Below are 23,766 nucleotides of genomic sequence, written 5' to 3' on the forward strand. Positions count from 1 at the left end.
GGAAACACCGGATGAATAACGTCCATTGCCTAGGAGGCGACATTCAATGAAGAAGATCCACGTCGGCGCGGTCGCGGCCGCCGCCGCCGCGGCCCTCGTCATGACGGGCTGCAGCACCGGCGGGGGCGACGCGTCGTCCGACACCGTCGTCATCGACATGTGGGCCGGCAGCCAGTCCGACACGGACGCGCTGAACGCCCAGCTCGACATCGCCCGCAAGCAGAACCCCGACCTCAAGATCGAGCTGCGCACCGCGCCGTGGGGCGACTTCTTCACGAAGCTCACCACGAACATGGCCTCGGGCAACATGGCCTGCGTCACCGGCATGAACTCGGGCATGCTCTCGAGCTACACCGACGGCTTCCTCGAGCTGAGCGACGCCGACCTGAAGGCCGCCGGCATCGACCTCGCCGACTTCTCGGCCGGTGCCGACGAGATCCTCAGCAACAAGGGCACCATGTACGGCGTCCCCTTCGACATCGCGACGATGCTCGTCTACTACAACGCCGATCTGCTCGACGCCGCGGGCGTCGCGCACCCCGAGGCAGGCTGGAGCTTCGACGACTTCGAGGCCACAGCCAAGGGCGCCACGAAGGACGGCAAGTACGGCTTCGCCGTCGGCATGGGCGACTTCCAGTGGCAGGCGCTGCCGATCGCGAAGGCCGGCCAGCAGCCCGTCGAGCAGGACGGCACCCTCGCCCTCACCGACCCCGCCTTCGTCGACGCGGCGAGCTGGTACGCCGGCCTCGTCACCGAGGAGAAAGTCGCGGCTCCGGTCGCGAGCGCCTCGGACACCGGCTGGGGCGAGAACCAGTACACCGGCCAGAATGCCGCCATGGCGGTCGACGGCACCTGGAACGCGGTCAGCTACCTGAACAACGACGCCGGCTTCACCGCGGGCATGACGACCCTGCCCGCCGGTGAGAACGGCTCGCTCGGCCTCATCCTCGGTTCGGGCTTCGGCATCGCGAAGAGCTGCGAGAACAAGGACGCCGCCCTCAAGGTGCTCGGTTCCATGCTGAGCCCCGAGGCGCAGGACTACATCGCCTCCTCCGGACGCAGCTACCCGGCGCGCACCGCGTCGCAGCCGCTCTACTTCGAGTCGATCGACGAGAAGTTCCGCCCGCAGGTCGAGGAGGTCTTCACCAAGGCCTTCGAGCAGGTCCAGGGCCAGTACGTCAGCGACAACTGGTCGAAGGTCGGCACCTACGTCCAGCCGCAGCTCGTGAGCGTCTACAACGGTCAGGAGACCATGAAGAACGTGCTCGAGAGCGCGCAGCAGCAGTTCGGCAAGTAACCACAGGGACCCCGCACGAGATGTCGACCACCACGTACACGCCTCGCAGGGGGACGCTCGCCAGGACCGAGTCCCGTCAGGCGCTGGGCTTCGTCAGCCCGGCCCTGGCGGGCCTCGCCCTGTTCACGATCGTTCCCGTCGTCCTGTCCATCGTCATGGGCTTCTTCAACTGGCCCACGTTCGGTGACAAGGAGTTCGTGGGGGTCGACAACTACGTCCGCCTGTTCACGCAGAGCCCGGACTTCTGGCCCGCGCTCCGCAACACCTTCGTCTTCGCGCTGCTCTACGTGCCGCTCAGCGTCATCCTCTCGCTCGTGCTGGCGCTCTCGCTGAGCTCGCGCATCCGCGGCCGGGGCGCGCTCCGGGTGCTGTTCTTCATCCCCGTCGTGACGCCGATGGTCGCGAACGTGCTCGTCTGGAAGATGCTGCTGCAGCCGCAGGGCCTCGTGAACGGGCTGTCGCAGACCTGGTTCGGCGTGGAGCTGCCGAACTTCCTCGCCGACCCGCAGTGGGCGATGATCATGGTCGTCGTCATGAGCGTCTGGCAGGGTCTCGGCTACAACATGCTGATCTTCTCGGCGGCGCTCGAGCAGCTGCCCGAGTCGGTCGTCGAGGCGGCGCGGATCGACGGCGCGAAGGGCCTCCGGATGATCTGGAGCGTGATGCTCCCGATGATCTCGCCGTCGATCTTCTTCGCGAGCATCATGACGATGATCACCTCGCTGCAGGTCTTCGCGCAGCCGCAGCTGCTCACCGGCGGCGGCCCGGGCAACGCCACCCAGCCGCTCGTGCAGTTCATCTACAACCAGGGCTTCAAGTTCCAGGAGCTCGGGCTCGCCGCGGCCGCCGCGTGGATCCTCTTCGCCATCATCATCGTCCTGACCGCGCTGCAGTTCCGCGCGCAGAAGAAGTGGGTGCACTATGAGCACTGAGCTGATCTCCCCGGTGACCGCGATCGCCGACGCGGAGCACGACGCCGCTCCCGTCGAGCCGGCCGAGCGCCGCGGCCGCGCCCCGCTCACGACCGGCGGGCGCATCCGCCTCGTCTTCGCCCACATCGGCGTGTACCTCGCCGCGCTCGTCTTCGTCGCGCCGCTCGTGTACGCCTTCTTCTCGGCGCTGAAGCCGAACTCCGAGATGTTCTCGATGCCGCCGAGCCTCGTCGGCTCGGAGCTGCGCTGGTCGAACTTCGCGGACGTCTTCGCCTACGGCCCGTTCCTCACCTACATCGGCAACTCCTTCTTCGTCGCGATCGCCGGCACCCTCGTCGTGCTCGCCGTCTCGACGATGGCGGGCTACGCCTTCGGCCGTCTGCGCTGGAAGGGCCGCGACCTCGTGTTCGTGCTCTTCCTCGGCACGCTCATGGTGCCGCAGGAGGTGCTCGTCATCCCGATGTTCCAGGTCATGCAGTGGTTCGGCTGGGTCGACACCTACCAGGCGCTCATCTTCCCGTTCGCGTTCACCGCGTTCGGCACCTTCCTCATGCGCCAGTTCTTCCGCGGCATCCCGTTCGAGCTGGAGGAGGCGGCGCGCGTCGACGGCGCGGGGCCGATCCGCTCCTTCCTGCAGATCATCCTGCCGCTCGCGAAGTCCGCGGTCGCCGTGCTCGCGGTCTTCACGTTCCTCTCCTTCTGGAACAGCTACCTCTGGCCGCTCATCGTCACCGTCGACTACGCGTCGCACGGCACGCTGCCGATCGGCCTCGCCTCCTTCTCGGGCCTCCAGGGCACGCGCTGGGACCTGCAGATGGCCGCCGCGATCATCTCGATGATCCCGACCACCGTGCTCGTCATCGCCCTGCAGAAGCACCTGGTCAAGGGCATCGCGATGGCGGGGCTCGGCGGCCGCTGAGCCGCCGTCCCGGCCCTCAGCCTCCGCACCGCCTCCGCCGACCGACCCGACCCTCCGAACGCAGACGGGACACCCCATGCCTCGCACTCCGCTCGCCGCCGGCATCGACATCGGCGGCACCAAGATCTCGGCCGTCGTCACCGACGAGCAGGGCCGACGGCTCGCCTTCGGCCACGTGCCCGCGCCGGCCGCGGCCGGCGGCGTCGCGATGGCGGATGCCGCAGCCGCGCTCGTGCGCCGGCTGGAGGCCGAGGCGGGCGTCGCCGTCGGACTCGCCGGGGTGGGTGCCGCGGGCGTCATCGACCAGCGCACGGGCACCGTCGTCGCCGCGTCCGCGACGTTCGCCGACTGGGCGGGCTTCCCGCTCGGCGGGGCGCTCGCCGAGCGGCTCGGTGTGCCGGTCGCGGTCGACAACGACGTGAACGCCTTCCTCGTCGGCGAGTTGCGCTGGGGCGCCGCCCAGGGCCAGGCCGACGTGCTCGGCATCATGCTCGGCACCGGCGTCGGCGGCGCCATCGCGCTCGACGGGCGGCTGTTCGCCGGGCACCGCGGCGCCGCGGGGGAGATCGGGCACACGCCGGGGTACGGCGAACTCGTCTGCACGTGCGGCCGGGTCGGCCACCTCGAGACCCTCGCCTCCGGCCGTTCGATCGAGGCGCGCTACGCCGAACGCACCGGTGCCGCCCTGCCCGTCGTCGCAGGGAGCGAGATCGCCGAGCGAGCCCGTCGCGGCGAGCCCGACGCCCTCGCGGTCTTCGACGCGGCCGGGCGCGCGGTGGGCCTCGCCGCCTCCTCCGCCGCGAGCATGTTCGACCTCTCCTTCGTGGTGGTCGGCGGCGGCGTGCGCGCCGCCTGGGATCTCCTCGAGCCCGCCATCCGCGCCGGCATCGACGGCAACTCGCCCGTCTCGGGCTTCCCGCTCGAGGTGCGGCCGGCCGAACTCGGCGCCGACGGCGTCGTGCTCGGCGCCGCCGCCCTCGCCTACTCCGACGCCCCGCGCACGGCGCCCGCCGACGCGCCGGCCCCGTCCGCCCTCGTCACCCACTGAGAGGATCGACCATGCTGAACTTCGAGACCCGCACCGGGCCCGAGCTCGGGGCGCTCGCGCCGAGCTACCCGGCGAACGCCGTGCCGGAGTGGTACCGCGACGCCAAGCTCGGCTTCTTCGTGCACTGGGGGCTCTACTCGGTGCCGGCCTGGGGGACCGCCCACGGTCCGGGCGGCGTGCCCACCGAGGACGCGTACGCGCACCACCAGTACGCGGAGTGGTACGGCAATACCGTGCGCATCGCGGGGAGCCCGACCTGGCAGCGCCACCAGGACGTGTACGGCACCGGCACGAGCTACGAGGACCTCGCGGACCTCTGGGACGCCTCGGCGTTCGACCCGAACGCGTTCGTCGGCTCGCTCGTCGACGCCGGCGCCCGGTACGTGGTGCCGACGACGAAGCACCACGAGGGATTCTGCCTCTGGGACACGGCGACCACGCCGTTCAACTCGGCCCGGCGCGGGCCCAAGCGCGATCTCATCGCCGAGTTCCATGACGCGACGCGCGCCGCGGGCGCCCGCTTCGGCGTCTACTACTCGGGTGCGCTCGACTGGCACGTCAGCGACTTCCCGCCGATCGAATCGGACACCGATCTCTTCCGCTACCGCCGCAACGACGAGCGCTTCGCCCGCTACGCCGCCGCGCAGCTCGACGAGCTCGTCGAGCGCTTCGGCCCCGATGTGCTCTGGAACGACATCGAGTGGCCCGACGGCGGCAAGGGCCGCGAGGAGTACGGCGTCGCGGCCCTCCTCGAGCGCTACTTCGCCCGCGTGCCCGACGGCGTCGTGAACGACCGCTGGGGCGTGCCGTACCACGGCTTCCTCACCCGCGAGTACACCCACGTCGAGCACGCGCTGCCGACGCCGTGGGAATCGACCCGCGGACTCGGCTTCTCGTTCGGCTACAACCAGGCCGAGGGGCCGGAGCACTCCCTCTCCGGTGAGGCGCTCGTGCGCCTCCTCGTCGACGTGGTGGCGAAGAACGGCAACCTGCTGATCAACGTCGGCCCGCGCGCCGACGGCTCCATCCCCGAGCTGCAGGCCGCGGCGATGGCCGAGATGGGCGCCTGGCTGCGGCGGAACGGCGAGGCCGTCTACGGCACGCGGCCCTGGCTGCGCGCCGCCTCGGAGCACGGAGCGCCGCTGCGGTTCACGAGCGGCGCGCAGGGCGCCTTCGTGCACGCGCTCGACCCGGCGTCGGGCGAGTTCGCCCTGCCGGCCGAGCTCGAGGCCGCGGCGGGCGCCGCGCACTGGCTGGGCGACGGCGGCGCCGTCGAACTCAGCGTGCGCGACGGCCGCTCGTGGGTCGCGGTGCCGGAGGCGCTGCGCGACGCCCCGATCGCGGTGCTCGCGGTGCCGGCCTGAGCGTCGGTGGCGCAGGAGCCCCCGCCGCCCTCGGCGCGGGGCCCTGCGCCGGCGCCTGGGCGCAGCTCGACGGCTGAGTCAGAGCGCCGCGGAGCGGAGCCACTGCTCCACGCCGGAGACGTGCACCGTCGTGAGCGCCTGGGCGAGCTCCGCGTCGCCGGCCTCGATCGCCTCGAGGATCGCGTGATGCTCGTGCAGGGTGCGGTCGACCGCGTTCTCCTGCGTGATGCCGCGCCAGATGCGCGCGCGGATGGTGTGGCTCGACAGCGAGTCGATGAGGCTCGCGAGGTAGCCGTTGCCGCCGGCGCGGGCGATGCCCGAGTGGAAGTGAAGATCGTGCTCGACGAGCTGCTCGACGTTCGCCTGCCGGTCGACGGCGTCGACGGCCTCGCGGAGCCCCTGGATCGCGTCGGCGTCGGCGTTGCGCGCGGCGAGGGCCGAGGCGGCCGGTTCGAGGATGCGGCGCACCGCGAGGATCTCGAGCACCGACTGGTCGTCGTGCAGGTCGACGACGAAGGACATCGCCTCGAGGAGCAGCGAGGGCTCGAGGCTCGTGACGTAGGTGCCGTCGCCGCGCCGCACGTCGAGCACCCGGATGACCTCGAGCGCCTTGACCGCCTCGCGCAGCGAGGAGCGGGAGAGGCCGAGCTGTTCGCTGAGCTCCTTCTCGGGCGGGAGGCGGTCGCCGGGGGCCAGCTGGCCCCCGGTGATCATCTCCTTGATACGGAGGATCGCTTCATCGGTGACGGCCATGGGGCGATGTTAGCGTGCGCCGGCGGGTCGGAGCCGCAGGGCCTGCATGCCGCCGTCGACCGCGAGGGCGACGCCCGTCGTGGAGCCCGCGCGCGGGCTCACGAGGTACGCCACGGCGTCGGCGACCTCGGCCGCCGACACGAGCCGGCCGTGCGGCTGGCGCGCCTCCAGGGCGGCGCGCTCGGCGGCGGGGTCGCCGGCCGAGTCGAGCAGCCGGCCGACCCACGGGGTGTCGGCGGTGCCGGGGTTCACGGCGTTCACGCGGATGCCTTCGCGGAGGTGGTCCGCGGCCATGGCGAGCGTGAGCGAGAGCACGGCGCCCTTGCTCGCGCTGTAGAGCGCGCGCTGGGGGAGCCCGGCGGTGGCGGCGATGGACGAGGTGTTCACGATCGCGGCGGCGGGGGAGCGGCGGAGGTGCGGCAGGGCGGCGCGGCTCGTGCGGGCGATGCCGACGACGTTCACGTCGAGCACCCGGTGCCACTCCTCGTCGTCGTTGGCCGCGATGTCGCCCTGCGCGCCGATGCCGGCGTTGTTCACGAGCAGGTCGATGCGGCCGAAGTGCTCGGCCACCCGGGCGATGCCGGCGCGGACGCTCGCGTCGTCGCCGATGTCGACGGCGACGGCGAGGTCGGCGTGCTCCGCGGCCTCGGGGCGGAGGTCGAAGACGGCGACTGCGGCCCCGTCGGCGCGGAGCCGTTCGGCGATCGCGGCGCCGATACCGCTCGCGCCGCCCGTGACGACGGCGACGAGCCCCTCGAGCGGGGCGGCGGATGAGCCGGGTGCGAGGGTCATCGTGCGGCCTCCACGTACTGCTGGCGCTGACGGCCGAGGCCGTCGATCTCGAGCTCGACGACGTCGCCGACGCCGAGGTAGGGGAAGCGGCCGGAGAGCGCGACGCCCTCCGGGGTGCCGGTGAGGATGAGGTCGCCGGGCTCGAGCACGAGGAACTGGCTGAGCTCGAAGACGATGCGGTCGATGCCGAAGATCAGGTCGGCGGTGCGGGAGTCCTGGCGCGGCTCGCCGTTCACCCAGCTGCGCAGGCGCACATCGTCGGCGTCGATCTCGTCGTTGGTCGCGAGCCACGGGCCGGTCGGGCAGAAGCCCGGACCGCTCTTGCCCTTCGACCACTGCCCGCCGGAGACGGCGAGCTGCCAGTCGCGCTCGGAGAGGTCGTTCGCGAGCACGTAGCCGGCGATGTGCGCGCGGGACTCGGCGGGGGAGGCCAGGTAGGACGCGCGGCGACCGATCACGATGCCGAGCTCGACCTCCCAGTCGGTCTTCGTGCTGCCGCGGGGGATCGCCACCGCGTCGTCGGGCCCGATGACCGTGTTGGGCGCCTTCATGAAGAGCACGAGGTGCTCGGGCGGGAGCGAGCCGGACTCGGCCGCGTGCGCCGCGTAGTTCATGCCGACGCAGTACACGGCGGACGGCCGGGCGATCGGCGCGCCGACCCGGAGCGCGTCCGCGCCGGCGAGCTCGGGGAGTTCGCCGGCCGTGACCGCGGCCCGGGCGCGCTCGATGCCGTCGGCGGCGAGGAAGGCGCCGTCGACGTCGGCGGCGAGCGGCCGCAGGTCGAGGTGGCGCGTCCCGTCGACGACGACGGGGATCTCGGCTCCCGGAGCTCCGAGGCGGGCGAATCTCATCAGGGTCCTTTCGACGGAAGGTCAGCTCTCTCGCGATCGAGAATCGCGGGGATTCCGGCATTCTCGCACATTTCGCTCCGCTTGACGGCTCAAACATCGGATGTCTATGCTCAGAGCGCCAGAAAGGACGCCATGACCACGATCGCCGACGTCGTCACCCGCGACATCCGCTTCCCGACCTCTCGTACGCTCGACGGGTCCGACGCCATGAACCCCGACCCCGACTACTCGGCGGCGTACCTCGCGATCCGCACGGATGCCGGGGACGGGCTCGAGGGGCACGCCTTCGTCTTCACGATCGGGCGCGGCAACGACGTGCAGGTCGCGGCGATCGAGACGCTCCGCGAGCACCTCGTCGGGCGGGGCGTCGAGGAGCTCCTCGACGACATGGGCGCGGCGTCGCAGCTGCTCATGAGCGACTCGCAGCTGCGCTGGCTCGGCCCCGAGAAGGGCGTCATGCACATGGCGATCGGCGCCGTCGTGAACGCCCTCTGGGACCTGCGCGCGAAGCGCGCCGGGGAACCCCTCTGGCTCCACCTCGCCCGGCTCTCGCCCGAGGAGCTCGTCTCGCTCGTCGACTTCCGCTACCTGAGCGACGCGCTCACGCCCGCCGAGGCGCTCGCGATCCTCCGCGCCGCGGAGCCCGGCCGCGAGGAGCGGATCGCGACGCTCCAGGAGCTCGGCTACCCCGCGTACACCACGAGCCCCGGCTGGCTCGGCTACTCCGACGAGAAGCTCGAGCGGCTCTGCCGCGAGGCCGTCGCGGACGGCTTCCCCCAGATCAAGCTGAAGGTCGGCGCGAGCCTCGAGGACGACCGCCGCCGCATGGCGATCGCCCGTCGCACGGTCGGCCCGGACTTCCCCGTCGCGATCGACGCGAACCAGCGCTGGGACGTCGCCGACGCGATCGCCTGGGTCTCCGCCCTCGCCGAGTTCGACCCGGCCTGGGTCGAGGAGCCGACGAGCCCCGACGACGTGCTCGGGCACGCCGCCATCGCCCGCGGGATCGCCCCCGTGCGGGTCGCGACCGGCGAGCACGTGCAGAACCGCATCGTCTTCAAGCAGCTCCTCCAGGCCGGCGCGATGGACGTCATGCAGATCGACGCCGCCCGGGTCGGCGGCGTCAACGAGAACATCGCGAACCTCCTGCTCGCCGCGAAGTTCGGGGTGCCGGTGTGCCCGCACGCGGGCGGCGTGGGCCTCTGCGAGGCGGTGCAGCACCTCTCGATGTTCGACTTCGTGGCGGTGTCGGGCACGATGGAGGGGCGCATGATCGAGTACGTCGACCACCTCCACGAGCACTTCGTCACTCCCGTCGTCATCGAGCGGGGGCGCTACGTCGCGCCCGCCGCGCCCGGCGCGGGCACCGAGATGCTCCCGGCCTCGATCGAGGCGCACACCTGGCAGGGCGCCCACGCCGAGGCCGTCGCGTGAGCCTCGCCCCCGCCCTCGCCGCCCGGATGGGCCGGCTCGGCTACGGCTCCGCCTCGATCGGCAACCTCTACCGCGAGGTCCCGGACGAGGCGGCCGAGGCCGCGCTCGAAGCGGCGTGGGCCGGGGGCATCCGGTACTTCGACACGGCCCCGCACTACGGGCTCGGCCTCTCGGAGCGGCGCCTCGGCGCCTTCCTGCAGCGGATGCCCCGGGCGGAGTACGTCGTCTCGACGAAAGTCGGCCGGCTGCTCGACCCGAATCCCGACTTCGCCGGCGGCGACGACCGGGCGAACGAGTTCGCCGTGCCCGATCGCACCGTGCGCCGCTTCGACCCGAGTGAGGCAGGGGTCCGCCGGAGCATCGAGGACTCCCTCGAGCGCCTCGGCCTCGACCGCATCGACATCGCCTACCTGCACGATCCCGACGTCTACGACCTCGACCGCGGACTCGCCGAGGGGCTGCCCGCGCTGCAGCGGCTCCGCGAGGAGGGGCTCGTCGAGGCGATCGGCATCGGCACGAACGACGCCGCCGCCGCGACCCGGGCGGTGCGCGAGGGCGAGCTCGACGTCGTCATGATCGCCGGCCGCTACACGCTCCTCGAACAGCCGGCGCTCGCCGAGCTGCTGCCCGCGTGCGCGGAGCGCGGCGTCGCGGTCGTCGCCGCCGCGGCGTACAACTCCGGCCTCCTCGCCACCGACGAGCCCTCGGACGCCGCGCACTACGACTACGCGCCCCCGCCCGCGGCGATCCTCGAACGCGCCCAGCGGCTCGCGGCGGCGTGCCGTGCGGCGGGCGTCCGGCTCCCGGTGGCCGCGCTGCACTTCCCGCTGCAGCATCCGGCGGTGCAGGCCGTCGTCGTCGGCTCCGCGAGCGCCGACGAGGTGCGCGAGAACCTCGCCCGCTTCGCGACCCCCGTCCCGGCCGGGCTCTGGACCGAGCTGCGGGAGGCCGGACTCATCCCGTGACCGTCATCGACGCCCACCTGCACCTCTGGGACCTCGACGCCGTCGAGATCCCGTGGCTCACGCCCGCGCTCGGAGCGCTGCACCGCAGCTTCCGCGCCGACGAGGCCGCCGCGGAGCTGCGGGGCGCCGGCGTCGATGCCGCGATCCTCGTGCAGGCGGCGGACTCGCTCGACGAGACCCGCTGGATGCTCCGCACCGCCGAGGCGAACCCGTGGATCGCCGGCGTCGTCGGCTGGGTGCCGCTCGACCACCCCGCGGCGGCCGTCGCCGCCCTCGACGGGGAGCTCGCCGGGCGCGAGCGACTGCGCGGCGTCCGCCATCTCGTGCACGACGATCCCCGCGACGAGTTCTTCGCGCTGCCGGAGGTGCGCGCCTCGCTCGCCGAACTCGCCCGCCGCGGACTCGTCCTCGACGTGCCCGACGCCTGGCCGCGGCACCTCGTGCGCGCGACTGCGGCGGCCGAGGCGACGCCGGAGCTCACCGTCGTCATCGACCATCTCGGCAAGCCGCCGCTCGGGCGGCCCGGCCTCGACGAGTGGCGCGCCGCCCTCGCCGGCGCCGCACGGCTGCCGAACACGGTCGCGAAGTTCTCGGGCCTGCACCTGCCGGGCACGGTGCTCGACGTCGCGCTCGCGAGCGGCCTCCTCGAACTCGCGCTCGAGCTCTTCGGCGCCGAGCGCGTCATGTTCGGCGGCGACTGGCCGATGTCGGTGCCGCAGGGCGGCTACGCCCCGACCTGGGCCGTGATGCGCGCGGCGATCGACCGGCTGAGCCCTGAGGAGGCGGCCGCGGTGCTCGGCGGCACCGCCGCCCGCGTGTACGGGCTCCACGACATCCGCCCCCTGGGCCCCGCGCGCTGAGCGCCGACGAGAGGAACCCCATGCTGCACGGCATCCACCCCCTGCTCACCGGCGAGCTGCTCGCCGCGCTCGACCGGCTCGGCCACGGCGACGAGCTCGTCGTCGCCGACGCGAACTTCCCCGCGTACACGGCGGGGGCGCCGGTCGTCGAGGCGGCCGGGATCCCGTCGCCCGAGCTCGTCGCCGCGATCCGCACCGTGCTGCCGGTCGACGCCTACGAGGCGCCGGCCGTGCTGCTGATGACGTCCGAGGACCCGGAGCCGCCGGCCGTGCAGCGCGAGCTCGTCGCGGCCGCCGCCGCGGCGCCCGGTCGGGTCGACTCGCTCGAGCGCTTCGCGTTCTACGAGCGCGCCGCGCGGGCGCGGCTCGTCGTCCGGAGCGGCGAGCTGCGCGCGTACGGCAACCTCATCCTGCGGAAGGGCGTCGTGCGCGCGGCCGGGCCGATCGCGCCCGCCGAGTAGCGGGGCGCGTGCGAACGGTGCGAGCGAGTCGCTAGTTCGCCGCCGGCGTCTCGGCCGGCTCCTCCTCGGCGGGCGTCTCGGCCGGGGCGTCGCTCGCGGGCGCATCCGTGCCGGCCTTGACGGCCTCGACCTGCGCCTCGGTGTAGCCGCAGTAGTTCACGGCCTCGCTCTCCCAGCGCTTCGTCAGCCGGTCCTTGCCGGCGGCGTGCGCCTCGGCGACGGTGCCCTCGTAGATCTGGTTGTCCTGCGACTCCTTGTTGACGTCGGGCACATCGGCGCAGACGTGGAACACCGAGCCCGACTTCGTCCAGTAGACGAGGTCCTCTCCCGTCAGCTGGGCGACGATGTTCGACTCTTCGGTGTACTGCTCGACCGACGGCGGGGCGTAGTCCACGCCGAGGGCGACGGCCCCGCCGCCGATGACGATCGCGATGATGCCCGCGATGGCCTTCTGCTTGCCGTCCATGTCCTTGTTCGTGAAGATCAGCACGATCAGCGGCAGGAACGCGATGACCGCGATGATCGCGCCGAGCTGGTTCTGCACGAAGAAGCGCACCGTGTCCTGCTTCGACGCCGGGTCGAGCCGGTTCGCCTTCTTCCAGAGCACGGAGCCGGTGATCGCGAGCGCGCCGATGACGACGGTGAGGCCGATGAGCAGCCAGAGATTCACCGGGCTCTGTCGGAGCACCCAGAAGATCGCGACGGCCTCGCCCGCGATGGCGAGGAGCCACAGCACGCCGGCGATGATGCGGAAACGGGTCGCCTTCGCCTTCGCTTCGGGCGTCGGCGTCCAGCCGGGGGCCGGCTCGACGGCATCGCCGGATCCGGACCCGCCGCCCGCGGCGCCCTGGCGTCCGGAGGCGCCCTTCGACGCCGCCGTCTCGACGCGGACGACCTTCTTCTTCCGCTGCTCAGCCACGCGATTCCCTCCAGGCGCTCGGATGTCGCGACGAGCCTATTGGACGAGCGGGCCGCGTGCGTAGCCCCCGTCTCGCGCGCCGTCATGCCGATCGAACCGGCATCCGCGAGTGGCCGGTAGCCTGGCCCGATGACCCAGGAGCCCCGTCGCCCGCTTCCCGTCGAGATCGCCGTGCAGGATGCGGCGGGCGCCCGCATCGCGCTCGACGCCGGCGCCGCCCGGGTCGAGCTGTGCCTCGCCCTCGGGCTCGGCGGGCTCACGCCCTCGGCGGGGCTGATCGAGGCGACCGCGGACGCCGCCGCCGAGCGCGGCGTCACCGGCTTCGCGCACGCGCTCATCCGGCCCCGTGGGGGCGGCTTCGTCTACGACGCGGAGGAACGCCGCGAGATCGTGCGGGACATCCGCCTCGCCGTGCGGCTCGGCGCCGACGGCGTCGTCGTCGGCGCGCTGGACGAGTCCGGTCGGCTCGACCTCGACGCGATCGCGGAGTTCCGGGATGCCGCGGGCGACGCCGCGGTCACCGTGCACCGGGCGGTGGATGCCGCCGCAGACCAGCTCGCCGCCGTCGCCGCGCTCGCGGAGCTCGGCGTCCGGCGCATGCTCACCTCCGGCGGCGCCCCCGACTGCCGTGCGGGTCTCCCGATGCTCGAGCGCATGGCGCTCGCCGCCGAGGGGCGACTCGAGATCATGGCGGGTGGCGGCGTGCGGATCGACGACATCCCGGCACTCGCCGCCGCCGGTGCGGACGCCGTGCACCTCTCGGCGCGCGGCCGGGCGCTGCGCGGCGGCGCGAGCGGCCCGGGCGGCGGCGTCGACGGCTTCGACGAGACCGACGCGGCCCTGGTCGCGGCGGCGATCGCGGCGGCCGGGGGAGTCGCGACGGGGCCCCGCGACTAGGCTGGGAGCATGGCCCACCCCGAATCCGACGACGAGGCCCTCAGCTGGGCGGGTGACGACGACGCGACGCTCGCTCCCGGCTGGAAGCGGGTCGGTCGGGCGACGACGGCGCCTGACACGCAGGGCGCGGCGGATGCCCCGACCGCGGCGGATGCCTCAACGGCACCGGATGCCTCGACCGAGGTGACGGCCGCGACCGTTGACGGCGATGCGTCCGGTTCCTCGGAAGCGCCCGACGGGGCCGACCGCGCCGGGCAGACCGGATCGGTCGAGCTCGTCGTGCTCGGCATCCTCGGCGGCGTCTACCTGCTCTATGCGGTCGGCTGGCTCATCGTCGCCACCACGCCGCCGCCCGAGCTGACCGACCCGGTCGCGACGTTCATGTACGCCCTCGGCCGCTGGTTCGCGGTGCTCGCGCCCGCGCTCTGGTTCGGCGTGACGCTGTGGCTCTGCGCCGAGCGGCACCGTGCCCGGCTGCTCTGGCTCGTCGCCGGCGCCATCCTCCTCGTCCCGATCCCGTTCCTGCTGCGAGGCTGACATGACCGACGCATCCGCTCCCGCCGAGCAGCCCGAGACCGAGACCGAGCGCACCGTCGCCGAGCCCACGGGTGCGGCAGCGCCCGCGGAGTCCGGCTCGGCCGAGGCATCCGTCCGCCCCGCCACCCCGCTCTGGCTCGCGGTCGTCATCGCCGCGATCGCCGGCGTCTTCTACGCGTACGACGTGTGGGAGGCCGTCGGCAACCTCGTCGGCCTGAATGTCTACGCCGACACCCTCGGCGTCGGGCTCACCGTCTCCGGCGTCGTCGTGCTCATCATCGGCGTGGTGGTGCCGTTCGCGGTCTATGCGCTCGCCTTCTGGCTCGGCCGGAAGCGCGGACCGCTCGGCCAGCTCGCCCTGTTCGTCGTGGGCTACGCGCTCGTGCAGGTGCTGAGCGCCGACGTCGCCGTGCTGTTCGGCCTCAACGGGCTCGACCTCGGCTGAGGCCGAGCGCCGCCCGCGCGCACTCCGGCGTCACAGAACGAGACGCTTCGTCACACTCCAGTAGCATTGGCGCAAGGCGCCCCCACGGCGTGTGGCGCATGCACCCCCACCGCAACCCGCGCTTCGCTGCGCGCATGCCCCGAAGGAACCGTTCGTGTCAAAGCCGGTCGTGCTGATCGCCGAAGAACTCTCGCCCGCCACCGTCGACGCCCTCGGGCCCGACTTCGACGTCCGCAACGTCGACGGCACCGACCGGACGGCGCTGCTGTCCGCGCTCGCCGATGCCGACGCGATCCTCATCCGCTCGGCCACCCAGGTCGACGCCGAGGCCATCGCCGCCGCGAAGAAGCTGAAGGTCGTCGCCCGCGCGGGCGTCGGGCTCGACAACGTCGACGTGAAGGCCGCGACGACCGCGGGCGTCATGGTCGTGAACGCGCCCACCTCGAACATCATCTCCGCGGCCGAGCTCACGATCGGCCACATCCTGAGCCTCGCCCGGCACATCCCGGCCGGCCACGTCTCGCTCTCCGCGGGGCAGTGGAAGCGTTCGGCGTACACCGGCACCGAGCTCTACGAGAAGACCGTCGGCATCATCGGCCTCGGCCGCATCGGCGCGCTCATCACCGCCCGCCTGCAGGCCTTCGGCATGGAGGTCATCGCCTACGACCCGTACATCACCGCGGCCCGCGCGCAGCAGCTCGGCGTGCAGACCGTCTCGCTCGACGAACTGCTCGAGCGCAGCGACTTCGTGACGATCCACATGCCCCGCACCCCCGAGACGCTCGGCATGATCGGCACCGAGCAGCTCGCGAAGATGAAGAAGACCGCCTACGTCGTGAACGTCGCCCGCGGCGGCCTCGTCGACGAGGCCGCGCTCCACGACGCCCTCGTCTCCGGCGAGATCGCCGGCGCCGCCCTCGACGTCTTCGTGCAGGAGCCGCCGAAGGAGTCGCCGCTGCTCGGTCTGCCGAACATCATCGTCACCCCCCACCTCGGCGCCTCGACGGACGACGCGCAGGAGAAGGCGGGTATCTCGGTCGCGAAGTCGGTGCGCCTCGCGCTCGCCGGCGAGCTCGTGCCCGACGCGGTGAACGTCGCCGGCGGCGTCATCGACCCGTACGTGCGTCCCGGCATCCCGCTCGTCGAGAAGCTCGGCCAGCTGTTCTCGGGTCTCGCGCACGGCGCCCTCACGAGCCTCGACGTCGAGGTGCGCGGCGAGCTCGTCGACTACGACGTCAGCGTGCTGAAGCTCGCGGCGCTGAAGGGCGTGTTCACGAACGTCGTCTCGGAGAGCGTCTCCTACGTGAACGCCCCGCTCCTCGCCGAGCAGCGCGGCGTGCAGGTGCGGCTCATCACCGAGTCCGACAGCCCCGAGTACCGCAACGTCATCACGCTGCGCGGCGCGCTCGCCGACGGCACGCAGGTCTCGGTGTCCGGCACGCTCACGGGCCCGAAGCAGTCGGAGAAGCTCGTCGGCATCGACGGCTACGACCTCGAGGTGCCGATCGCGAAGCACCACATCGTGATGACCTACGCCGACCGCCCCGGCATCGTGGCGATCTACGGCCAGGAGTTCGGCGAGGCCGGCATCAACATCGCGGGCATGCAGATCGCCCGCCGCGAGGCCGGCGGCACCGCGCTCAGCGTGCTGACCGTGGACTCGCCGGTGCCGACCGAGGTGCTCGACCGCGTCCGCGAGGCGATCGACGCGCAGGTGTTCGTCGAGATCGACATCACCGAGTAAGCAGCCCGCCCGCGTTTTTCGGCTTGCCCGCCTTTCATGGAAAGGCGGGCACGCTCTTTCACTCGACGTGCCCGACTTTCATGAAAGTCGGGCACGTCGGTGAGGGGCGGATGACGCGGGGCAGGGGGATGGCGCGAGCCGGCGTTCGGGTCGGAGCCGGACGGCCCGGGGGAGCGGCTTAGCCGCGGGCGGAGAGACGCTCGAGCAGGGCGACGAGCTCGTCCATCTGCTTCGGCGTGAAGTCGCCCGTCGAGACGGGGCGGTCGACCGCCTCGGCGCGCGTGGCCGCGTGGTAGTAGAGCCCGTCGCCGATGAGCGCGATCGCGATGGCGAGCGAGGGGTCGTCGACGTACTGGCCGAGCACGTCGAGCCAGCGCTGGCGCACCTCGTCGATCGCCCGGCCCGCCTCGCGGTCGCCGCCCTGCGCGAGCCGGACGACGGCGATGAAGCTGCGGTCGAGCGGCGTCTCGATCTGCACGGAGGAGCGCACGAAGTAGGAGATGGGGCCGTCGGGGGCGCTGTCGATGCGCTCGATGTCCTCTTCGATGAGGCGGTGGAGCCGCTCGATGAGCCCTTCGATGAGCGCCTGGCGGGTGCCGAAGTGGTAGAGCAGGCCGCCCTTGGAGACGCCGGCCTCGCGCGCGGTCGCCTCGATCGTGGCGGCGCGCTCGCCTTCGCTCGCGATGAGGTGCTCGAAGGCGTCGAGCACCGCCTCTCGGGCGGCTGGGGGTCGGCTCATCGGCACAATCCTAGGTGCGAAGCGGGGCGCATATCTGTTACTATACCAGCCGGACGGTACAGAAACTGAGATGGAAATGAACGAGAACACCAGCACGTCGTCGACCGAACGCCTCGGCCACTCGACGGATCCGACGCCCCGACCGGCCGCCCGGCCGAGCGGCGTCGGCGATCCCGCGAGCACGGGCCGTGCGCCCCGCCGCGCCTGGTTCGCGCTGGCGGTGCTCATGCTGCCCACCCTGCTCGTCTCCGTGGACAACACGGTGCTGAGCTTCGCCCTGCCCGAGATCTCGCGCGACCTCGCGCCGACCGCGGCCGAGCAGCTCTGGATCATCGACGCGTACCCGCTCGTGCTCGCGGCGCTCCTCGTCGCGATGGGCAGCGCCGGCGACCGCTGGGGCCGTCGCCGCATGCTCCTGATCGGCTCGATCGGCTTCGCCCTCGTGTCGATCCTCGCGGCCTTCGCCCCGACGGCGGCCGCCCTCATCGCGGCCCGCGCCGCGCTCGGCTTCTTCGGCGCGATGCTCATGCCCTCGACGCTGTCGCTGCTGCGCTCGCTGTTCACCGACCGTGAGCAGCGCCGCCTCGCGATCGCCGTCTGGGCCTCCGGCTTCGCCGCCGGCAGCGCCCTCGGCCCGCTCGTCGGCGGCGTGCTGCTCGAGCACTTCCCGTGGGGCTCGGTGTTCCTCCTCGCGGTGCCGGTGCTCGTGCCGCTGCTCGTGCTCGTGCCCATCCTCATCACCGAGAGCCGCGACCCCGCGCCCGGCCGCATCGACGTGTGTAGCATCCTGCTCTCGCTCGCGACGATGGCCCCGGTCGTGTTCGGCATCAAGCACATCGCGACCGAGGGCGTCGACCTCGTCGCGATCGCCTCGATCGTGATCGGGCTCGTGGCCGGCTACGTCTTCGTGCGCCGCCAGCTCGCGAGCGAGTCGCCCATGCTCGACGTACGGCTGTTCACGACCGGACCCTTCGGCGGCGCCGTGCTCGTGAACCTGCTGAGCGTGGTCTCGCTCGTCGGCTTCCTCTACTTCGTGTCGCAGCACCTGCAGATCATCGCGGGGCTGTCGCCGGTGAACGCCGGACTCGCGCTGCTCCCGGGCCTCGTGGTCATGATCATCGCCGGCCTCGTGGTCGTGCCGATCTCGCGTCGCGTCCGGGCGCGCATCCTCGTGCCCGTCGCACTGACCCTGTCGGCCGGCGGCTACCTGGTGGTCGCGTTCGGGGCGTCCGAGGGCTCGATGGCCGCGGTCATCATCGCCTTCGTGATGCTCGGCATCGGCATCGGCATGGCCGAGACGGTGTCGAACGAGCTCATCCTGACGAGCGCGCCGCCCGCGAAGGCGGGTGCCGCCTCGGCGGTGTCGGAGACGGCGTACGAGCTCGGCGCGGTGCTCGGCACCGCGGTGCTCGGCAGCATCATCGCCGCGCACTACGCGAGTTCGATGATTGTGCCCTCGTCGCTCACGGCCGAGCAGGCGGATGCCGCACGCGAGACCCTGGCGGGTGCCGCGGCGGTCGCCTCCGACCTCCCCGCGAGCCAGGCGCAGCAGCTCATGGACGCGGCCGCGGTCGCGTTCGACGGCGGCGTGCTCGTCACCTCGCTCATCGGCTTCGGCCTCATGCTCGTGGCGGCGACGATCGCGGCGCTGACGCTCCGCAACCCCGACCCGTCGCGGGAGCCCGCCGAGCACTGAGCCGGCACGCGCTGAGCGCGGCATCCAGACGCAGCGAACGGCCGTCGCCCACCCGGGCGGCGGCCGTTCGCCGTTCCGCGACGGGTCGCTCACGTGCGACCCGTCAGTGGAACGCGGCTCAGTAGACCTCGTCGTCGGGCGCGCTGCGCTCGGTGCGCGTGACGCGATCGCCCGTGGCGGGATCGATGCTCGTCTGCGACGTCGCGACCGAGCGGCGACGGCGGGCGAGCAGCACGATGCCGATGATCACGATGACGACGCCGGCGCCCATCAGGATGTAGCCGACGAGCTGCAGGTCGATCCAGTCGACGGCGACGTTCAGGGCGAACGCGAGGATCGCACCGATGACGACGAGCAGGATGCCGAATCCGAGACTCATGACGGACCCCTTTCTCTCTCCGGGGCGGATCGCGCCCCGGTTCGATGAGGCGGATGCCTCGTCCGGGCCCGAGCGTAGCGCGCAGCGCCGCACGCGGGACACTACGCTGGAGGGGCTGGCGCTCGAAGGAGAATTCATGGTAACGACGGTCAAACTCGCGGTCATCCCTGGTGACGGCATCGGTCCCGAGGTCGTGGCGGAGGCGCTGAAGGCGCTCGACGCGGCGACGGCCGGCAGCGGGATCGAGTTCGACCGGACCGAGTTCTCGCTCGGCGCAGCCCGCTATCTCGAGACCGGCGACGTGCTCACCGACGCCGATCTCGCCGCCATCAAGTCGCACGACGCGATCCTCCTCGGCGCGGTCGGCGGCGTGCCGGGCGACCCGCGACTCGCGGGGGCGAACATCGAGCGCGGTCTGCTGCTGAAGCTGCGCTTCGACCTCGACCACTACGTGAACCTCCGCCCCTCGGTGCTGTACCAGGGCGTCCGGAGCCCCCTCGCCGAGCCCGGCGACGTCGACTTCGTCGTGGTCCGCGAGGGCACCGAGGGCCCGTACGTCGGCAACGGCGGCGCCATCCGAGTCGGCACGCCGGCGGAGGTGGCCAACGAGGTCTCGGTGAACACCGCGTACGGGGTCGAGCGGGTCGTGCGCTACGCCTTCGCGCTCGCGGCGGGCCGCCCGCGCCAGAAGCTCACGCTCGTGCACAAGACGAACGTGCTCGTGTTCGCCGGCTCGCTGTGGAAGCGCACCGTGGACCGCGTCGCCGAGGAGTTCCCCGAGGTGACCGTCGACTACCTGCACGTCGACGCCGCGACGATCTTCCTCGTCACGGATCCTGGTAGATTCGACGTCATCGTCACGGACAACCTCTTCGGCGACATCCTCACCGATCTGGCCGGCGCAATCAGCGGCGGCATCGGACTCGCGGCCTCGGGCAACATCAACCCCGACGGCACGTTCCCGAGCATGTTCGAGCCGGTGCACGGTTCCGCGCCGGACATCGCCGGGAAGGGCATCGCCGACCCGACCGCGGCCATCGGCTCCGTCGCGCTCCTGCTCCGCCACCTCGGCGAGGCGGAGGCGGCCGAGCGAGTGGACCGGGCGATCGCCGCCGACGTCGCCGAGCGCGGCGAGCGGCCCCGATCGACCTCCGAGATCGGCGATCAGATCGCAGCACGCATCCAGGCCCTGCAGCCCGCGCACTCGTAGCATCCGTAGCATCCGAAAGAAGACGACCATGACCATCGACCTTCCCCTTCAGGCCCCCACCGCCGCCGGTCTCATCTGGCAGACGGTGCGCAACCCCGATGCGAAGCCCGACGCCGAGCGCGAGGCGATCCTCGCCGACCCGGGCTTCGGTCAGCACTTCACCGACCACATGGTCGACGTCTGCTGGAGCGAGAAGGGCGGCTGGCACCGCCCGCGCGTCTCGCCGTACGGCCCGATCCAGCTCGACCCGGCCGCCGCCGTGCTGCACTACGCGCAGGAGATCTTCGAGGGCCTGAAGGCCTACCGTCACGCCGACGGCTCGATCTGGACGTTCCGTCCGCAGGCCAACGCCGCCCGTCTGCAGCGCTCCGCGAAGCGGATGGCGCTCCCGGAGCTGCCCGAGTCGATCTTCCTCGACTCGCTGCGCCAGCTCATCGCGGTCGACGGCGCCTGGGTGCCCGGTCAGGCCGAGACGAGCCTCTACCTGCGTCCCTTCATGTTCGCGAAGGAGGCGTTCCTCGGCGTGCGCCCGGCGAAGAAGGTCGCGTACTACCTCATCGCGAGCCCCGCTGCCGCGTACTTCCCGGGCGGGGTGAAGCCCGTGAACATCTGGCTCTCGACCCAGTACGCACGCGCCGGCAAGGGCGGCACGGGCGCGGCGAAGACCGGCGGCAACTACGCGTCGAGCCTGCTGCCGCAGGCCGAGGCGGCCGAGCGCGGCTGCCAGCAGGTGCTCTTCCTCGACGACGACCGCAACCTCGAGGAGCTCGGCGGCATGAACGTCGTGCTCGTCACGAAGGACGGCCGCCTCATCACGCCCGAGTCGGACTCGATCCTCGAGGGCATCACCCGCGACTCGATCCTGCAGCTCGCCCGCGACCGCGGCCTCACGGTCGAGCACCGCAAGGTGTCGATCGACGAGTGGCGCGAGGGCGCGGCATCCGGCGAGATCGTCGGGGCGTTCGCCTGCGGCACCGCCGCGGTGGTCGTGCCGATCGGGCGCCTCCTCGCCGAGGACTTCGAGATCGTGCACGACGGGGATGCCGCGGCCGAGCTCGCGCTCTCGCTCCGCGACGAGCTCACCGGCATCCAGTACGGCCGAGTCGAGGACCGCCACGGCTGGATGGTCCGGCTCGACGCATGACGACGGCTCCCAGGGAGCGCGCGACGGCCGGGTCCTTTCGGATCCGGCCGTTCGCCGTCTCGGACACGGAAGCGGTCGTGGCGCTCTGGCGCACGGCCGGGCTCGTGAAGCCGTGGAACGACCCGTACCTCGACATCGAGCGCAAGCTGACGGTGCAGCCCGAGCTGTTCCTCGTCGCGGAGGGGACCGCGTCTGCCGCGGTGGTCGGCTCCGCGATGGCGGGCTACGACGGACACCGCGGCTGGGTGAACTACCTCGCGGTCGCCGATCCCGAGCGGGGCACCGGTCTCGGGCGGGCGCTCATGGCGGAGGTCGAGCGGTTGCTGCTCGAGCGCGGCTGTCCGAAGCTGAACCTGCAGGTGCGCACCTCCAACACCGCGGTGATCGCGTTCTACGAGCGGCTCGGCTACCGGCTCGACGACGCGGTGAGCCTCGGCAAGCGACTCATCCCGGACGGGCCGGATGCCTCGACGAGCCGCGGCTAGGCTGGAGCGCATGAAGATCGCGCGGTTCAGCCATGACGACACCATCTCCTACGGCATCGTCGACGAGGACGAGCACGAGCTCGTCGTGCTGAAGGCAGACCCGCTGTTCGCGGGCTTCGACCCGACGGGGGAGCGCGTGCCGCTCGCCGCCGTGAAGCTGCTCGCACCGGTGATCCCGCGCTCGAAGGTCGTCGCCGTCGGCAAGAACTACCACGAGCACGCCGCCGAGATGGGCGGGGAGGCGCCGGCGGAGCCGCTGCTGTTCCTGAAGCCGAACACCTCGGTCATCGGCCCGGGTGACGCGATCGTGCTGCCGCCGCAGAGCGAGCAGGTCGAGCACGAGGGCGAGCTCGCCGTCGTCATCGGCCGCATCGCGCGGAACGTGCGCGAGGAGGACGCGGAGGATGTCATCTTCGGCTACACGGTCGCGAACGACGTCACGGCCCGCGACCTGCAGCGCCGCGATGGCCAGTGGACCCGCGCCAAGGGATTCGACACCTTCTGCCCGCTCGGCCCGGTCATCGAGACCGACGTCGACTTCGCGAACGGCACGATCGAGACTCGCGTGGGCGAGGAGGTGCGCCAGCAGGGCCGGCTCGCCGACCTCGTGCACTCGGTGCCGGCGATCGTCGCGTACGCCTCGAGCGTGTTCACGCTGCTGCCGGGCGACGTGATCCTGACGGGCACGCCCGCGGGCGTCGGCCCGCTCGTCGACGGTGACTCGGTCGAGGTGACCGTGTCGGGCATCGGAACGCTGCAGAACCCGGTGCGCGCGGCCGCGCAGTAGGCGTACGCGCCGCGCGGCTGCTACCGCGAGGCGACGGCGGCGCCGCGGAGGGCGCGGGCGGCGAGCTCGACATCCTCCTCGTCGTTCCAGAGGTGGAACGCGACGCGGGCGCGTCCGGCGCGCCCGGAGGCGACGATCCCGGCGGCGGTGAGCGCGGCGAGGTCGCAGCCGGTCTCGTCGGGCCAGCTCACGATCGCGCTGTCGGATGCCTCGAGCCCGATCGCCGCACGGAACGCGTTCGCGAGCGAGAGATCGTAGTCGCGCACGCCGGCGAGGTCGAGCGACGCGGCGAAACCGAGGGCGGCCTCGGCGCCGGCCCAGGCGTTCCAGGCGGGGGAGACCTCGAAGCGGCGCGCGCCCTCGGCGAGGTAGAGCTCCGGGCCGTAGCAGGACGCCCAGGGGTCGCCGCCCGAGTACCAGCCCGCCGTCGTGTGCGAGGCGAACTCGGCGATCGCCCGGTCGGAGAACGCGGCGAACGCGGCCCCGCGCGGGGCGCCGAGCCACTTGTACGCGTGGCACACGACGAGGTCGGCGTCGATACCGGTCGTCGGCATCCAGCCGGTCGCCTGCGTCGTGTCGACGAGCAGCAGGGCGCCGTTCGCCCGGGCGGCGGCGGAGATCTCCGCCATCCGCGCCACTTCGCCGGTCGCGGACTGCACGAGCGAGCAGGAGACGAGCCAGGTGCGCTCGCTGATCGCGTCGGCGAGGGCGTCGATCGGCACGTGCCGCACGCGGAGATCGCCGCGGGCGAGGAACGGCGCGACGACGGAGGAGAAGTCGCCGTCGACGCAGAGCACTTCGGCGCCCGCCGGGGCGGAGGCCGCGGCGATGCCGGTGAAGACGGAGACCTGGGATCCGGTGGCGATGCGCTCGGCGGCGGTGCCGAGGAGCGTCGCGGCATGCCCGCGGGCGCGTTCGAGGGCGGCGGAGTAGTCGGGGGCGGTGGCCCGGCCGGCGCTCCACCGCTCGAGGTCGGCGCGCACGGCGTCGCGGGTCGCGGCGGCCGGCAGGCCGAGGGTGCAGGCGGCGAGGTAGCCGCGCCCCGCCTGGAATGCTGATCGAACCGGATGCATGCCACGAGTCTCCGCCGCGGGCGATTCATTCGACA

25 protein-coding genes are annotated in these 23,766 nt (G+C 72.4%); 18 read left to right on the plus strand and 7 right to left on the minus strand.

Annotated elements, in window-relative coordinates:
- Positions 1-46 precede the first annotated feature (46 nt).
- The 5 genes from ROT00_RS01035 to ROT00_RS01055 all read left to right on the plus strand — a co-directional run bounded on the left by ROT00_RS01035 (position 47) and on the right by ROT00_RS01055 (position 5,560).
- Entirely contained in the window at positions 47-1,297 is a 1,251-nt protein-coding gene (locus ROT00_RS01035) for an ABC transporter substrate-binding protein (RefSeq protein WP_404771668.1), read from the plus strand.
- A 20-nt stretch (positions 1,298-1,317) separates the two neighbouring features.
- Positions 1,318-2,229: a carbohydrate ABC transporter permease gene (locus ROT00_RS01040; RefSeq protein ID WP_404771669.1), complete on the plus strand. Its 912-nt coding sequence runs from the start codon at positions 1,318-1,320 to the stop codon at positions 2,227-2,229.
- A complete protein-coding gene (locus ROT00_RS01045) occupies positions 2,219-3,148 on the plus strand; it encodes a carbohydrate ABC transporter permease (protein WP_404771671.1) in 930 nt (309 codons plus the stop codon). Before ROT00_RS01040 ends, ROT00_RS01045 begins: the two co-directional genes overlap by 11 nt.
- A gap of 76 nt (positions 3,149-3,224) precedes the next feature.
- Entirely contained in the window at positions 3,225-4,196 is a 972-nt protein-coding gene (locus tag ROT00_RS01050) for an ROK family protein (protein WP_404771672.1), read from the plus strand.
- 11 nt (positions 4,197-4,207) lie between these two features.
- Positions 4,208-5,560 carry an alpha-L-fucosidase gene (locus ROT00_RS01055; protein WP_404771674.1) on the plus strand — a complete coding sequence of 451 codons (1,353 nt, stop codon included), beginning with the start codon at positions 4,208-4,210 and terminating at the stop codon, positions 5,558-5,560.
- A 78-nt stretch (positions 5,561-5,638) separates the two neighbouring features.
- Here the strand turns inward: ROT00_RS01055 and ROT00_RS01060 are convergent, their stop codons facing one another.
- From ROT00_RS01060 to ROT00_RS01070, 3 genes are read right to left on the minus strand one after another with little or no spacing between them, the layout of a single operon-like run.
- Entirely contained in the window at positions 5,639-6,313 is a 675-nt protein-coding gene (locus ROT00_RS01060; RefSeq protein ID WP_230762985.1) for a FadR/GntR family transcriptional regulator, read from the minus strand.
- A gap of 9 nt (positions 6,314-6,322) precedes the next feature.
- Positions 6,323-7,105, minus strand: coding sequence for an SDR family NAD(P)-dependent oxidoreductase (locus tag ROT00_RS01065; RefSeq protein ID WP_404771676.1), 783 nt, complete (start codon positions 7,103-7,105; stop codon positions 6,323-6,325).
- Positions 7,102-7,956 carry a fumarylacetoacetate hydrolase family protein gene (locus tag ROT00_RS01070; protein WP_404771678.1) on the minus strand — a complete coding sequence of 285 codons (855 nt, stop codon included), beginning with the start codon at positions 7,954-7,956 and terminating at the stop codon, positions 7,102-7,104. The genes ROT00_RS01065 and ROT00_RS01070 overlap by 4 nt, the downstream gene beginning before the upstream one ends.
- A gap of 132 nt (positions 7,957-8,088) precedes the next feature.
- Here ROT00_RS01070 and ROT00_RS01075 point away from each other — a divergent pair, with 132 nt between their 5' ends.
- From ROT00_RS01075 to ROT00_RS01090, 4 genes are read left to right on the plus strand one after another with little or no spacing between them, the layout of a single operon-like run.
- On the plus strand, positions 8,089-9,390 hold the full coding sequence (locus tag ROT00_RS01075) for an L-fuconate dehydratase (RefSeq protein ID WP_404771680.1): 1,302 nt from the start codon (positions 8,089-8,091) through the stop codon (positions 9,388-9,390).
- On the plus strand, positions 9,387-10,355 hold the full coding sequence (locus ROT00_RS01080; protein ID WP_404771682.1) for an aldo/keto reductase: 969 nt from the start codon (positions 9,387-9,389) through the stop codon (positions 10,353-10,355). The genes ROT00_RS01075 and ROT00_RS01080 overlap by 4 nt, the downstream gene beginning before the upstream one ends.
- Positions 10,352-11,215, plus strand: coding sequence for an amidohydrolase family protein (locus ROT00_RS01085; RefSeq protein WP_404771684.1), 864 nt, complete (start codon positions 10,352-10,354; stop codon positions 11,213-11,215). The genes ROT00_RS01080 and ROT00_RS01085 overlap by 4 nt, the downstream gene beginning before the upstream one ends.
- Positions 11,216-11,235: 20 nt before the next feature.
- Positions 11,236-11,676, plus strand: a complete 441-nt coding sequence (locus ROT00_RS01090; protein WP_404771686.1) for an RbsD/FucU family protein — start codon at positions 11,236-11,238, stop codon at positions 11,674-11,676.
- A gap of 31 nt (positions 11,677-11,707) precedes the next feature.
- Here the strand turns inward: ROT00_RS01090 and ROT00_RS01095 are convergent, their stop codons facing one another.
- Positions 11,708-12,595: a hypothetical protein gene (locus ROT00_RS01095; protein ID WP_404771687.1), complete on the minus strand. Its 888-nt coding sequence runs from the start codon at positions 12,593-12,595 to the stop codon at positions 11,708-11,710.
- Positions 12,596-12,724: 129 nt separating this feature from the next.
- On the opposite strand from ROT00_RS01095, the gene ROT00_RS01100 reads away from it, so the two are divergent.
- From ROT00_RS01100 to serA, 4 genes are all read left to right on the plus strand, one after another.
- Complete coding sequence (locus ROT00_RS01100; protein ID WP_404771689.1) at positions 12,725-13,492, plus strand: copper homeostasis protein CutC; 768 nt, start codon at positions 12,725-12,727, stop codon at positions 13,490-13,492.
- A 9-nt stretch (positions 13,493-13,501) separates the two neighbouring features.
- Positions 13,502-14,029 (plus strand): DNA polymerase III subunit gamma/tau, encoded by a 528-nt coding sequence (locus ROT00_RS01105; RefSeq protein ID WP_404771690.1) that lies wholly within the window; start codon positions 13,502-13,504, stop codon positions 14,027-14,029.
- Between the two features lies 1 nt (position 14,030).
- Positions 14,031-14,474 (plus strand): hypothetical protein, encoded by a 444-nt coding sequence (locus tag ROT00_RS01110; RefSeq protein WP_404771691.1) that lies wholly within the window; start codon positions 14,031-14,033, stop codon positions 14,472-14,474.
- A gap of 154 nt (positions 14,475-14,628) precedes the next feature.
- Positions 14,629-16,218: a phosphoglycerate dehydrogenase gene (gene serA, locus ROT00_RS01115; protein ID WP_404771692.1), complete on the plus strand. Its 1,590-nt coding sequence runs from the start codon at positions 14,629-14,631 to the stop codon at positions 16,216-16,218.
- A 178-nt stretch (positions 16,219-16,396) separates the two neighbouring features.
- Here the strand turns inward: serA and ROT00_RS01120 are convergent, their stop codons facing one another.
- Entirely contained in the window at positions 16,397-16,957 is a 561-nt protein-coding gene (locus tag ROT00_RS01120) for a TetR/AcrR family transcriptional regulator (RefSeq protein WP_404771694.1), read from the minus strand.
- 70 nt (positions 16,958-17,027) lie between these two features.
- On the opposite strand from ROT00_RS01120, the gene ROT00_RS01125 reads away from it, so the two are divergent.
- Positions 17,028-18,653: an MFS transporter gene (locus tag ROT00_RS01125; RefSeq protein WP_404771695.1), complete on the plus strand. Its 1,626-nt coding sequence runs from the start codon at positions 17,028-17,030 to the stop codon at positions 18,651-18,653.
- Positions 18,654-18,771: 118 nt separating this feature from the next.
- On the opposite strand, the gene ROT00_RS01130 is transcribed toward ROT00_RS01125, so the two are convergent.
- Positions 18,772-19,032, minus strand: a complete 261-nt coding sequence (locus ROT00_RS01130; protein ID WP_404771696.1) for a DUF6458 family protein — start codon at positions 19,030-19,032, stop codon at positions 18,772-18,774.
- Between the two features lie 136 nt (positions 19,033-19,168).
- Between ROT00_RS01130 and ROT00_RS01135 the strand changes: the two genes are divergently transcribed.
- From ROT00_RS01135 to ROT00_RS01150, 4 genes are read left to right on the plus strand one after another with little or no spacing between them, the layout of a single operon-like run.
- A complete protein-coding gene (locus ROT00_RS01135) occupies positions 19,169-20,242 on the plus strand; it encodes a 3-isopropylmalate dehydrogenase (RefSeq protein ID WP_404771697.1) in 1,074 nt (357 codons plus the stop codon).
- A gap of 28 nt (positions 20,243-20,270) precedes the next feature.
- Positions 20,271-21,386 carry a branched-chain amino acid aminotransferase gene (locus tag ROT00_RS01140; RefSeq protein ID WP_404771698.1) on the plus strand — a complete coding sequence of 372 codons (1,116 nt, stop codon included), beginning with the start codon at positions 20,271-20,273 and terminating at the stop codon, positions 21,384-21,386.
- Positions 21,383-21,871 (plus strand): GNAT family acetyltransferase, encoded by a 489-nt coding sequence (locus ROT00_RS01145; RefSeq protein WP_404771699.1) that lies wholly within the window; start codon positions 21,383-21,385, stop codon positions 21,869-21,871. Before ROT00_RS01140 ends, ROT00_RS01145 begins: the two co-directional genes overlap by 4 nt.
- A 10-nt stretch (positions 21,872-21,881) precedes the next feature.
- A complete protein-coding gene (locus ROT00_RS01150; RefSeq protein ID WP_404771701.1) occupies positions 21,882-22,658 on the plus strand; it encodes a fumarylacetoacetate hydrolase family protein in 777 nt (258 codons plus the stop codon).
- Between the two features lie 20 nt (positions 22,659-22,678).
- Here ROT00_RS01150 and ROT00_RS01155 read toward each other — a convergent pair whose 3' ends face one another.
- The gene (locus tag ROT00_RS01155) at positions 22,679-23,731 is read right to left on the minus strand and encodes an aminotransferase class V-fold PLP-dependent enzyme (protein ID WP_404771702.1); all 1,053 of its coding nucleotides are present in this window, start codon (positions 23,729-23,731) and stop codon (positions 22,679-22,681) included.
- Positions 23,732-23,766 lie beyond the last annotated feature (35 nt).

It is taken from the genome of Agromyces mediolanus (assembly GCF_044917495.1).
GTDB lineage: Bacteria > Actinomycetota > Actinomycetes > Actinomycetales > Microbacteriaceae > Agromyces > Agromyces mediolanus_B.